Origin of the sequence: Hoskinsella mucinilytica, assembly GCF_045223415.1 — a bacterium.
Lineage (GTDB): Bacteria > Bacillota_I > Bacilli_A > Erysipelotrichales > Erysipelotrichaceae > Hoskinsella > Hoskinsella mucinilytica.
The window spans coordinates 18,412-31,359 of record NZ_JBEQZJ010000045.1 but is presented as its reverse complement, the minus strand read 5'-3'; the positions used below and the strand labels follow the sequence as shown (position 1 = coordinate 31,359).

Below are 12,948 nucleotides of genomic sequence, written 5' to 3'. Positions count from 1 at the left end.
CCTTCAGATAGATATTCATTGATATGATGCTGTTGGACCACACGCTTACCAAGAAGTGTGATGGATTGTTTGGGACAAACATTGATACAACGATAACACATAGTACATCGATCTTTTGCGATAACAGCGCCATGTTCAAATACAAGATTTTGCATAGGACATTTTTTTATACAGCTCTGGCACAAAATACAAGATTGGGCATCTATATGGAGACGATCACTATAGTGCTTAGTCTTTCCATAAAACCATAAACGTTGTCCAAATAAACCTGCTAGATGATACCAAAAACCAAGTCCCTCTTTGGTATACGTTTTATTACGATAACATATGACAGCATGATCTATTTTCTCATTTGCTTTTTTGATAAGATCCAGATTCTTATCATAAGAGCGTTTCAAAGCTTTTTCATCGGCGATACAATCCGGCATCTTAATATGAAGTCCACCAAGTATGTGCGCCCCAAAAGAAGAAAGCATTCTTGCTGCACATCCGCTTCCATCTCCACTAAACAAACCCATTGTTACTAAGATATAAACACGTTTTCCATGAAATAAATTTGCATGTTGAGTCAAGAAATCTCTAACTAATTTAGGAAGATTACTATAATATATGGGATATGCAAAAATGACTTCCTCATGCTGTGCAAGTTTATCTAATATGGTAGGATCTTCTATTGATATCAATTGTGCATTCTTATCGATGCCATCGAGTAATCGCCTAATGCAATAAGCTGTATTCCCTGTTCCGCTAAAATAAACACCTAACATCACTCTACCTCCATCCTTAAAAAAGAACATTCAAAGATATCCATATAATCAACAATTTTTTCTTCCCAATGTACATCAGTTTTTACATTTTCCATAGTAGCAATGGCTGTTATTCCATGGACAAACGACCATATTGCGATGATTGCATCCTGTTGTTTTTCTTTTGGATAATGACTATGGTTTAAAATGGTAAGCAGTGTTTCACGATAAAACTCAAATGGGCGATAATTTTTTTTATGATCCGCATTCTCACATAGATCAATCTCGATATGGGATTGTTGGAATAGAAACGAGAAGTAATGAGGATGTTGAAGGAAAAAGCTAAGATACCCCTTTCCTAATTGTTTTAACACATCCTTTGTTTGTCCATACTCATCTACAATAATTTGTAACGTTGTTACAAATTGTTCACTGATATGTTGTTGCATAGCTTCCAACAATTCCTCTTTATTTTGAAAATGGCTATATGGTGCAGCATGACTGACTTTACAAGCTGATGCTGTTTTACGCAAAGAAAAAGACGCAAGTCCTTCTTCATGAACTAATTCGATTCCTTTCTCAATCAAAGCATTTCTTAGATTCTTATGATGATACTGATCCATTATGATTCCTCCTATCTTGACAGTGTAAACATTATAGTCCCAAATCTTTACACTGTCAAGATTTAACATAAAAAAAGGATAACCATCGTTATCCGCTTATTGATTATCAATGTCCAAGAGGAGAGATCTTTCCCTGTAAATACAGGTGGGTGCTCTGCGCTAATTTCTTAGGATCCCCACACGTGGCAGGTCTTCAACACAAAACTGCGACATCCGAACTCCCTTATCTCTAAGTGTAGGAAAAATGTGTACCTCTTGAACAATTATAGTATATCATGTAATAGATAAAATGATACCCCTTGACATTATTTTTTTTGTTGTTCTAAGCAAGTGCCTTCTTATTTCAACGCTTTTTTTATAGGAAATGGAATGAAAACTCTAAATGGAAACAGAATAATCATGAGGTGATTTTATGGCAGTTGCACATAAAGGTGCTATATCTTTTGGATTGGTCCACATACCTATCCAAATGTATCGTACCACACAGGATAATGATATATCCTTCAATCAGTTATGTAAAGATACCAAAGAACGTGTGAAATATAAGAAGTATTGTCCGAATTGTCAAAAAGAATTAAAAAGTAGCGATATCGTGAAAGGTTATCAATATGAAAAAGATCAATATGTCATCATGACAAATGAAGAAATCGAAGAACTAAAAGCTGAAAAAGATCGTACCATACATATTTTACATTTTAGCGAGCTTTCTCAAATTGATGATATCTATTATGAAAAAAACTATTATGCGATTCCGGAAAAACACGCAGAAAAAGCTTATGAGCTTTTATATGAAGCTATGAAAGAGCTAGAAGTAGTGGCAATTGCAAAAACCGTCATTCATACCAAAGAAACCTTATTGGCATTATGTCCTGAAGTAGATGGTATTCTTGTGAAAACCCTGTTTTATGAAGATGAAATCGCAGAACTTCCCAAGACCATATCTCACCCTAGCATTAATAAAGCTGAAAAAGATATGGCTATGCAATTAATTCAAAGCATGATGAAACCTTATCAGCCAGAAGACTATCATGATGAATTTCAAGAACGATTGAAAGCAGCAATTGAACAAAAAATCAATGGACAAGAGGTCGTACATGGTGAAGCAAATAGATCATCAACCGTTACCCCGATCGATCTTATGGATGCTTTAAAACAATCTATCTTACAAAACAAGCCAAAAGGGAAAGCAAGAAGAAAGAATGTGCGTCATTAATGCGATTTGAAGATCATGATATACGACCAATGTTGATAGGTCTTGAAGAACCGGCGTTTGATGATGAAGATTATATTTACGAATTAAAACTTGATGGTATTCGATGCTTGGTATATGCGGATGATACCACTATAGTGCAAAATAAACGTGGCTTTATTTTAAACAAGAAATTCCCTGAACTTAATGATTTACATAAACAAGTAAAACATCGTTGTATCTTAGACGGAGAATTGTATATATTCAAAAATGGTGCATCCGATTTCTTTGAAATACAAAAACGCACATTGACGACCAATGCATTTAAGATCAGATTACATGCGAAAGAATACCCTGCGATATTCACAGCTTTCGATCTCTTATATGAAAAAGATCACTTTTTGATAGATGATACGCTGATGGAAAGAAAAAAGCGATTAGAAACCATCGTGAAAGAGAATGAACGCATCAATATCAGTCGCTATATTGAAAGAGAAGGAATCGCACTTTTTTCACTTGCGAAGGAAAAAGGCTTAGAAGGTATTGTTGCGAAACGAAAAGATAGCCGATATACGCCGGAGAAACGAACCAAAGTATGGATCAAAAGCAAAAACCTTTTAGATGCTGATTTTGTGATAACCGGCTATATATTAAAAGAAAAAGGCATTGTATCCTTGATACTCGGTCAATATCGTGAACAAGAATTGATGTATAAAGGACATGTTACCATGGGTGTTTCTCTTCCCTATTTACAAAGTCACAGTAAGAAAAGTGATGTTTGTCCTTTTCCAAATCTACCAAAAGGTAATGAGGAAGCTATTTGGATCACGCCTCATTTATGTGGTGTTGTAAAATTCATGGAATATACTAGAGAAGGTGGACTACGTCAACCTGTGTTCAAAGGATTTCGTGAAGATAAGACACCAAAAGATTGTATTGAAACATATAAGAAATAAAAAGTTTCTTGTGCGATGTTTAAGGAGTAAATACGAGGTAAAAAGAAATCAAATAATCCTGTGTTGCCATCATTCCTCATGTTATAATTTAACTATAAAGAGAAAGGGATGAAAACATGGGAAAGTTTAACTGCACATTTCTATTAAAGTATAAAGATTGGCTATCTAGATGGTACCATAACAATAGGAAAATGAACATTAAAATGTTAACTGTAGGTATGTTTTTCTTACTTATTTGTTGTGGATGCAATACAAAAAGTAATGATTATACAATAATCGTCTATGAAAAAGAACCAATTGAGTTTGAAATACATGATTTAAAAAAAATCGAGCAACTTGATCAATATATTGCCACTATGATATTGGAAAGTAAAAAGCTTGACTCAGATATGTTGAGCAAACCTAAAAGTTTTAGTTATGTCATCAAAAAAAATAATAATGAAGAATATATGTTAACAGGTGGTTTCTTATTTCATCGTAATGATTGCTTTCAAGTTGATGATTATGAAAATAAAATAAATGAATTAAAATCAATATATGAAGACGATTAATAAAAGAGAACCATACTCCTTTTTCGATGCAGAAATACAATCTTAATCAAAGACAACGATGACACTCTTGAGGTATTGAAAAACCAAGCAACTATGCTTGGTTTTTTGTTAGGTTTATCAATAGTAACAGCATTTGATAGCCCTTTATCAAACACTGTTCGATTCGTTTTTTCAATTCATCAAAATATCGAAGTCATTACAACTGTTGATGATCGATAACCTTCTTTCAATTTCTAATGTTCTTTTCTTGGATTTGTAATTTCGATATGTAATTCTTTCAACTGTTCATCATATACAGGGCTTGGTGCTTCGCTCATTAAATCTGATGCACTTGCTGTTTTAGGGAATGCAACAACATCACGTATATTGTCAGTACCCGCAAGGATCATGACCAAACGTTCCAATCCGATTCCTACACCGCCATGTGGAGGTGTGCCATATTTAAAGGCATCGATAAAGAATCCGAATTTATCATATGCCTCTTCTAATGACATACCGATTGCTTCAAATACCTTTTTCTGCAATTCCTGATCATGGATACGAATAGAACCACTTAATAACTCATAGCCGTTTAAAACCAAATCATACGCACGAGAATAACAATGACCTGGATCACTCATCAACTTATCTACATCTTCTAGATTCGGACATGTAAATGGATGGTGAGCCGCAACATAACGATCTTCTTCCTCTACATACTCAAACATAGGGAAATTGGTGACCCATAAGAACTTATATGCCTTTTCATCGATCAAATGCAAATCATGACCAAGTTTGCTTCTTAAAGCACCTAGCGCACTTTGTGCGGTTTTCTTCTTATCTGCGACCATGAATAAAAGATCATTATCTTCCATGTTGAATTGCTGCATCAATGCTGCTTTTTCTTCTTCACTTACGACTTTCGCAACAGAACCACTGAAAGCGTCTTTTGATAATTTCAGATAAGCAAGTGCCTTTGCACCATAGACCTTAACATATTCTTGTAGCTTATCCAAATCCTTACGAGAGAACTTGTCAGCACCATTCTTAACAAGCATCGCTTGTACGACTCCACCTTGTTGTAAGACGTCCGCAAACACCTTAAATGTAGTTGATTGGAAAATATCATTGACATTTTTTAATTCCATGCCAAAACGAAGATCCGGTTTGTCGCTACCAAAACGATCCATACATTCATCGTAGGATATACGCTCGAAAGAAGATAGTTCTATACCCTTTACTTCTTTGAAGATCTTTGCCATAAGCTGTTCAGTAACTTGCCAAATATCCTCTTCCTCAATAAAACTCATCTCAATATCAATTTGAGAGAATTCAGGTTGACGATCTGCACGCAAATCTTCATCACGAAAGCATCGTGCAATCTGGAAATATTTTTCCATACCACCTACCATCAATAACTGTTTATACAATTGAGGGGATTGTGGCAATGCATAAAACTCTCCTTGAGAAATACGACTTGGTACCAAGTAATCTCTTGCACCTTCTGGTGTAGATTTACAAAGGATCGGTGTTTCGATTTCCAAAAATCCCAAATCAGATAAAAAATTACGAGTGATCATCGTTACCTTATGACGAAGCATCAGATTTTTTTGAAGCACGCTTCTTCTTAAATCTAGATAACGATATTTCAATCTAGTATCCTCTAGTGCATCTGTTTCATCCGCAACGATGATCGGTGTCGTTTCGGCAGTATTGATGATTTCTACATTGGAAACTTTAATTTCAATATCACCTGTTGCTAATTTAGGATTCTTATCCTTACGTTCTACGACCATGCCTTCTACTTGTAAGATATATTCATTGCGGACTTCAGTAATTTTCTCTGCCAATTCTTCACTAAAAACCAACTGTGTAATGCCTTCTCGATCTCTTAAATCGATAAATACCAAAGCGCCGAAATTTCTACGCTTCGCCACCCATCCGATTAAGGTTACCGTTTCATTGACATTGTCAATTCTTAGCTCTCCATTTGTATGTGTTCGTTTCATGCTGTTATCTCCTATTCGTGATGATGTCCACATGTGCAATTACCATCTTCACATGTGCATTCATGTTCCTCTTCTTGGGTTTCAAACATACTGTCCATTCCATCAATGATATCAGAAAGTGCTACAGTAATCTGTTTTTGTTCCGCAATATTTTTGATATTCACAGTTCCCTGTTCGATATCTTTTTCGCCAACGATAATAGCAGCTTTTGCTTTCTTACGTTCCACCGTTTTAAATTGTGCTTTAAAAGAACGATTTAAGAAATCACATTCACTACGATATCCGGCAGCACGTAGCTCTGTTACAATTTGTAAGGCTTCTAATTGCACTTTAGGAGAAAGGCAAAGCACATAAGCATCTAATGGTTCTTCTTCTCCTAAATTGATTCCTTCTGCCTCACAAGCGATGATCAAGCGTTCGATACCAAGTGCCCAACCGATACCACTCATTTTTTCCGGGCCACCAAAGTATTCTACCAAACCATCATAACGTCCACCGGCTAAAACGGTAGACTGAGATCCCATCTCTTTATTTTCACTGACAACTTCAAATACTGTATGCGTATAATAATCCAATCCACGGACCAAGGTATCCTCAATTTGATAAGGAATACCTAGGGCATCTAAACCATCCAATACGGCTTGAAAATATTCTTTACTTTCTTGCGTTAAATAATCACTCATCATAGGTGCAGATTTCATCAATTCACTGTCATGATCAACCTTACAATCCAGAATACGCAATGGATTTTGTTCATAGCGTCTTTGACAATCGCCACACATATCTTTGATACCATCTTTAAAATGTTCTTTTAATGCGCTACGATATGCATCACGAGATGCATCATCACCCAAGGTGTTGATCAAGACTTTCATATCTTGTAATCCTAGTGCGGATAAAAAGGAATATCCTAAAGCGATTGCTTCTACATCCAACATTGGGTTTTTCGCACCAACGACCTCAACACCAAATTGGTTGAAAATACGCATTCTACCCTTTTGTGGTCGTTCATGACGACATTGCGGACCTACATAATACATCTTCATTGGTAGATCAGGATATCCAAACATTTTATTTTCCACAAAACTTCTAACCACTCCAGCTGTTCCTTCTGGACGTAAAGTCAAAGATGTTGAGCTGTTTTCTAACGTAAATGTATACATTTCTTTATTGACCATATCACTGGAATCATTGCCTCGTTTAAATACATTTGTATGTTCAAAAATTGGTGTACGAATTTCTTCAAAGTTGTATACATAAGTGAACTGGCGAATCAATTCTTCAATTCTGTGCCACTTTGTGATGTCCTTTGGCAAAACATCCTGAGTTCCTCTTGGGACCTGATAATTCATAATGATTTCCTCCTTTTGGTTTTCATTTCTTTGATCCTGCATCCTTGTTCATAAAAAAACGCCCCTTCATGAAAGGACGTTTGATCACGCGGTACCACCTAACTTCATCCCAAATGGGATGCACTTTTCCATAACGCAGGATCATGCGGTTATCCATTTCCTGATAACTCCTCCAAAGTGTCCATTTATATTCTAACAGCGAAAACTTCCAGCCTAGGTTTTCTTCTCTATCTGATATCTAATATAAACGCTCTTTTTCATCGGATGTACTTTTAGTTTAATCATTTCCATTATCTTTGTCAACAAATTTTTTTGAATTCTCAAAGTTTTGTATATTCTTCAAACAGCTTCAACACAGCGATATAATGAAGCCCATCAATCGCATCTTGTAAAGGGAAATTACGAAACTCTAAATGAAGAGGATATTTTTCACTTAGATAAGAGATACACGCATCATGAATGCGCTCTTCACAATGCCATGGAACTCGTTTCCCCGTAATTACAATTTTTTGTGGATCTATCAATGTGGAAATTGTAACGATCATATGTTGAATCAATTTTTCCATCAACGCTTCTTCAGGGTGCTGTTGAATGACTTCATTGATTTTATGACCTTCGTAAGGCATCAACCCAATTTCACCGGAGAAATGGTGAGATCCACGCCAGATATCAGAATCTAGATAATAGGAACTACCAACGCCTGTATGGCTGATATAAAGATATGCCAAAAGTTCTACCTGTTGTTTTGACTGATATCCCATCATCATGGCTTTTACATCATTTTCAATCACAACAGGAATGGATAATCTTTGTTTTAGATGAGCTGTAATACGATACTCCACCATAACTCCTTGCACATCTCGATAAAAACTAAGTCCTTCGATAATACCAGCTCCGGCTACGCTCACACAATTGACAGCATAGCGATCTACTAACATCACAACAAAATCTTCCAGTTCTTTGTTTTCTTTGATGTATACATGATTTTGATATAGATCATCACCAGCAATGGAACGAATCGTGATATCCACTGTTTCATCATCTATAAACAAGCCCAATGTTCGAAAACGGGATTGACAAAAAGCATATCTGCGAGGACATCTTCCACCGGTAGATAGATCCAACTTTTGTACCTTTAGAACACCTTTTTCTTTCAACCATTCTAAAGTAGTTCGCACAGCAGAATTGGAAAAGCCTGAAGCAGAAGCAATTTCTGCAATGGTACCATGGTGATCATGATACATATCTTTTAATAATTCCATAGCGTTGAGACGTTTAATGTCTTCCGATGTGATTGCCATACCATTCACCTACTTTTCTTTACCCTAATTATAAGTGAGAGTTTTAGGTTTTGCAAGAAAAAAGCGGATATCGCTATCCACTCATCATCTTATTCAACAGGGTCGTTGATATTTCCTACATTATGATATACCTGCTGTACATCGTCTACATCATCTAACAAGGTAACCAAACGTTGGAATAGCTTTAAGTCTTCTCCTTCTAATGTTACGTATTCATTTGGTAGCATGGTATCTTCCATAACATCAAAGTTCACTTCAGGAATCAATCCTTCAATGGCATCTTTTGCCTTATTTAAATCCGTTGGCTCTACTGTGATCGTCATTTGTCCATCTTCTACTTCGATGTCCTTTAGATCAACTTCTCCCATGATCAATGCATCCATCATAGATTCTTCGTCATCATAAGCAATAGAAATCAAACCAACATGCTCATAATTGAAAGAAACACATCCGGCTACTCCTAACTTCGCATGAGATTTATTAAATGCCGCACGCAAATCGGCAATCGTTCTGTTTGCATTATCAGTCAAACAATCAATAATAACGGTAGCAGCCCCACCGGATCCAAATCCTTCATATGTTGCGGCAGAATAATTTTCCGTAGTTCCACCTTTTGCTTTTTCAATTGCTCTTTTGATAACATCCGCAGGCACCTGGTTTGCTTTTGCACGTTCAATCACTTTTTTCAAAGAAACGTTCATTTCTGGATCAGGTACACCAGCTTTTGCTGCCATCAATATTTCTTTACCAAAACGAGAATATACTTTTGCTTTTGCATTTGCTGTCTTCTGCATTGCTGCAGCACGTACTTCAAAATGTCTACCCATTTTAATCACCTTCCAAATTTCCTTACCTAGTATAGCATAAAAAACAAGAGCCTTGCAAGATAAAGCGCAGTGAAATCATGTTTTTTCATAGGGATGTAGAAAAAAGCATGGCGTATGCCATGCAATCTTCTTAATTTGCAACGATATTTACAACTCTGCCCTTCACAACAATGACTTTGCGAATTGTTTTACCTTCTAATTGCATTTTGACTGCTTCGATATCCATAGCAGTTGCTTTGATGACTTCCTCATCACTGTCTTTTGCTGCTTTAAATTTACCACGAAGCTTACCATTGACCTGTACAACGATTTCAACTTCATCATCGATCAGTTTGGTTTCATCATAAGTTGGCCATGGCGCATAAGCAATGCTTGTTTCCTTATGGAATACCTTATTCCAAATTTCTTCTCCTAAATGAGGTGCAAAACATGCAAAGCATTTCAAGAAACCTATCGCATACTCATGATAAATTTCATCTGCTTTATAGCATTCATTGATGAAAATCATCATTTGAGAGATTGCTGTATTCAGATTTAAGGTTTCTACATCATTGGTAACCTTTTTGATGGTAGCATGATACACACGATCCAATGCACCGTTGTTTGTTTCCGTAAATTTATCATATTCAGTATATAATCTCCAAACACGATCTAACCATCTTCTAGCACCATCTAAACCGGTCGTACTCCAAGGAAGTGCAGCTTCCAATGGTCCCATAAACATTTCATAAACACGTAGTGCATCCGCACCATGTGATGCTACGATTTCATCAGGGTTTACGACATTCCCTCTCGATTTAGACATTTTTTCATTATTCTCACCTAAGATCATACCTTGATGGAAAAGCTTTTGGAATGGTTCCTTTGTAGGAACTACACCGCAATCATATAAAACTTTATGCCAGAAACGAGCATACAATAGATGAAGCACAGCATGCTCAGCACCACCTACATAAAGATCTACCGGTAACCAATGTTCTAATAATTTTGCATCCGCAATCGCATCATTATTTTTCGGATCGATATAACGTAGATAATACCAACAGCTTCCTGCCCATTGAGGCATGGTATTTGTTTCACGTTTTCCTTTTACACCATCGATTTCCACGTTTATGAAATCAAGGCAATGTGCAAGAGGAGATTCCCCATTTTCATTTGGTTTGAAATTCTTTGTTTCTGGTAGTTCCAATGGTAATTCATCGATATCCACTGTACGCATCGTACCATCTTCCATCAAAATGATAGGAATCGGTTCTCCCCAATAACGTTGTCTTGAAAATAACCAGTCTCTTAATTTATAAGTTGTTTTTGCACAACCGCATTGATGCTCTTCTAACCATTTGATCATGGTATCAATTGCTTCCTGTTTACCCATACCATTCAAAAACTCTGAATTGATGTGGATACCATCTTCTGTAAAGGCTTCTTCTTCAATGTTTCCACCTTCCAATACAGGGATGATATCGATACCAAACTTTTTCGCAAACTCATAATCACGAGTATCATGTGCTGGAACTGCCATGATAGCACCTGTACCATAGCTTGCAAGAACATAATCGGAAATCCAAATAGGAACTTCTTTTCCATTGACAGGATTGATTGCATATGCTCCGGTAAAGACACCTGTTTTTTCTTTATTTAGCTCTGTACGTTCCAAATCAGACTTGCTTGCGCAAACCTTTTTATATTCTTCGATTGCTTGTTTTTGTTCTTCACTGCAAATCAAATCAACGTATGGATGCTCTGGTGACATAACACAATAAGTAGCTCCGAATAACGTATCACAACGTGTGGTAAACACAGTGAATTCTTTATTGGTATCTTTGATTTTGAAGATAACATTTGCTCCCACTGATTTACCGATCCAATTGATTTGCATTTCTTTTGTAGATTGAGGCCAGTCACAAAGTTCCAGATCTTCCAATAAACGTTCTGCGTATTCTGTGATTTTTAATACCCATTGACGCATTGGCTTACGTATGACAGGATAACCACCACGTTCGCTCTTACCATCAATGACCTCTTCATTTGCCAGTACGGTGCCAAGTTCAGGGCACCAGTTTACAGGGATTTCATCCACATAGGCAAGTCCCTTATTGTAGAGCTGAATAAAGATCCACTGTGTCCATTTATAATAAGATGGATCTGTTGTGGAAATTTCACGATCCCAATCATAGGAAAAACCTAATGATTGGATCTGCTCACGAAAATGATCTACGTTTTTCTTCGTGAATTCAGCTGGATGATTTCCTGTTTGAATCGCAAACTGTTCCGCTGGTAGTCCAAATGCATCCCATCCCATTGGATGAAGAACATTGTATCCCTGCATACGTTTCATACGAGCAATGATATCAGTTGCAGTATATCCTTCTGGATGTCCTACATGAAGACCATTCCCACTTGGATATGGAAACATATCCAACACATAATACTTAGGCTTACTGAAATCATTGGTATCACATGCAAAGGTTTTGTTAGATAACCAATAATCTTGCCATTTTTTTTCAATTTCTACATGATTGAATGCCATTTGTAATCTCTCCTTTATCAATAAAAAAACGTCCTTGTCTAAGGACGTTATAGCTAACGCGGTACCACCTTAGTTCATCCTCAAAAAAAGAATGCACTTCATTTCTTCTTAACGCGAAGTTAGACGGATATTGCTATCAGCTCCTTAACGAGTTCCCTGTCTCCATGCGCAAGCTTTTCACCAACCAGCTGCTCTCTGATACACTTTGATCAGGTACTACTTTAATTCATCGCTTTTCCTTTATTAAGTATACTCAATTTTAAATCTCTAGTCAATGTTTATCCGACAAAAAACAGCAAATAACCCACTGCTAAAATAACCACAACAGTGAATAAAATAGATTTTTCTACATTTTCACCATTGTTTCTCATCATTAAGATCTGAGTTGCACTAACTGCTGCATATACCAATAAAGCGCCGATTTTGGAAACGATCATCAGTGCCGGAAATATCAATGATAGTAAAAAGAAAAAAATGATTCCCACAACACCAAACATGATCAATTGTCTATATTTCTTTTTCATGTCATCACCATATGTTAGAATACCATGTTCTTTTTCATTTTACAATACGTTTATCGATTTCAATGTAACGTAATGCTCCATTTTATCTTTACCATATGAAAAGAACGTGAATCATCACGTTCTTTTCACTAGGTTATCGAAAGGAAATCGATATGAATAAATGTCAGAAAGCTCATGCATCTAACAATAAAAGGAAGGAATGTAAAGAATGCATAATCTTTCAGGCTATCATAATAGAGCCAATATTATGATATCAGAAATAAGGTACTTATTTCTGTAGATATAATAACATTTTTGAAGCCAAGTGTAAACCCTTCCATCCATTTTTCATGATTTTTCTTTTATTTTCCAATCGCATAAA

11 protein-coding genes and 2 other annotated features are annotated in these 12,948 nt (G+C 36.3%); of the genes, 3 read left to right on the top strand and 8 right to left on the bottom strand.

Features of this window, described 5'->3' with window-relative positions; genetic code table 11:
• Both UGRO018_RS14765 and UGRO018_RS14760 read right to left on the bottom strand, forming a co-directional pair.
• On the bottom strand, window positions 1-767 hold a 767-nt coding region (locus UGRO018_RS14765), incomplete at its 3' end, for an EFR1 family ferrodoxin (protein WP_416327265.1).
• On the bottom strand, window positions 767-1,369 hold the full coding sequence (locus UGRO018_RS14760) for a TetR/AcrR family transcriptional regulator (RefSeq protein WP_416327264.1): 603 nt from the start codon (window positions 1,367-1,369) through the stop codon (window positions 767-769). The genes UGRO018_RS14760 and UGRO018_RS14765, both read right to left, overlap by 1 nt.
• A gap of 412 nt (window positions 1,370-1,781) precedes the next feature.
• Between UGRO018_RS14760 and ku the strand changes: the two genes are divergently transcribed.
• From ku to UGRO018_RS14745, 3 genes are all read left to right on the top strand, one after another.
• A complete protein-coding gene (gene ku, locus UGRO018_RS14755; RefSeq protein ID WP_416327263.1) occupies window positions 1,782-2,582 on the top strand; it encodes a non-homologous end joining protein Ku in 801 nt (266 codons plus the stop codon).
• Window positions 2,582-3,514 carry an ATP-dependent DNA ligase gene (locus tag UGRO018_RS14750; protein ID WP_416327262.1) on the top strand — a complete coding sequence of 311 codons (933 nt, stop codon included), beginning with the start codon at window positions 2,582-2,584 and terminating at the stop codon, window positions 3,512-3,514. Before ku ends, UGRO018_RS14750 begins: the two co-directional genes overlap by 1 nt.
• 203 nt (window positions 3,515-3,717) lie before the next feature.
• Window positions 3,718-4,065 carry a hypothetical protein gene (locus UGRO018_RS14745; RefSeq protein WP_416327261.1) on the top strand — a complete coding sequence of 116 codons (348 nt, stop codon included), beginning with the start codon at window positions 3,718-3,720 and terminating at the stop codon, window positions 4,063-4,065.
• A 233-nt stretch (window positions 4,066-4,298) separates the two neighbouring features.
• On the opposite strand, the gene aspS is transcribed toward UGRO018_RS14745, so the two are convergent.
• The 6 genes from aspS to UGRO018_RS14710 all read right to left on the bottom strand — a co-directional run bounded on the left by aspS (window position 4,299) and on the right by UGRO018_RS14710 (window position 12,587).
• Window positions 4,299-6,053: an aspartate--tRNA ligase gene (gene aspS / locus UGRO018_RS14740; protein ID WP_416327260.1), complete on the bottom strand. Its 1,755-nt coding sequence runs from the start codon at window positions 6,051-6,053 to the stop codon at window positions 4,299-4,301.
• A gap of 11 nt (window positions 6,054-6,064) precedes the next feature.
• Window positions 6,065-7,405: a histidine--tRNA ligase gene (gene hisS, locus UGRO018_RS14735; protein WP_416327259.1), complete on the bottom strand. Its 1,341-nt coding sequence runs from the start codon at window positions 7,403-7,405 to the stop codon at window positions 6,065-6,067.
• Between the two features lie 69 nt (window positions 7,406-7,474).
• Window positions 7,475-7,675: a binding site (T-box leader), on the bottom strand.
• A gap of 50 nt (window positions 7,676-7,725) precedes the next feature.
• Window positions 7,726-8,706, bottom strand: coding sequence for an ROK family protein (locus UGRO018_RS14725; RefSeq protein ID WP_416327257.1), 981 nt, complete (start codon window positions 8,704-8,706; stop codon window positions 7,726-7,728).
• Between the two features lie 89 nt (window positions 8,707-8,795).
• Complete coding sequence (locus UGRO018_RS14720) at window positions 8,796-9,533, bottom strand: YebC/PmpR family DNA-binding transcriptional regulator (RefSeq protein ID WP_416327256.1); 738 nt, start codon at window positions 9,531-9,533, stop codon at window positions 8,796-8,798.
• A 130-nt stretch (window positions 9,534-9,663) separates the two neighbouring features.
• Window positions 9,664-12,063, bottom strand: a complete 2,400-nt coding sequence (leuS, locus tag UGRO018_RS14715) for a leucine--tRNA ligase (protein ID WP_416327255.1) — start codon at window positions 12,061-12,063, stop codon at window positions 9,664-9,666.
• Between the two features lie 37 nt (window positions 12,064-12,100).
• Window positions 12,101-12,302 (bottom strand) — a binding site (T-box leader).
• Window positions 12,303-12,341: 39 nt separating this feature from the next.
• Entirely contained in the window at window positions 12,342-12,587 is a 246-nt protein-coding gene (locus tag UGRO018_RS14710; protein ID WP_416327254.1) for a hypothetical protein, read from the bottom strand.
• Between the last annotated feature and the right edge of the window lie 361 nt (window positions 12,588-12,948).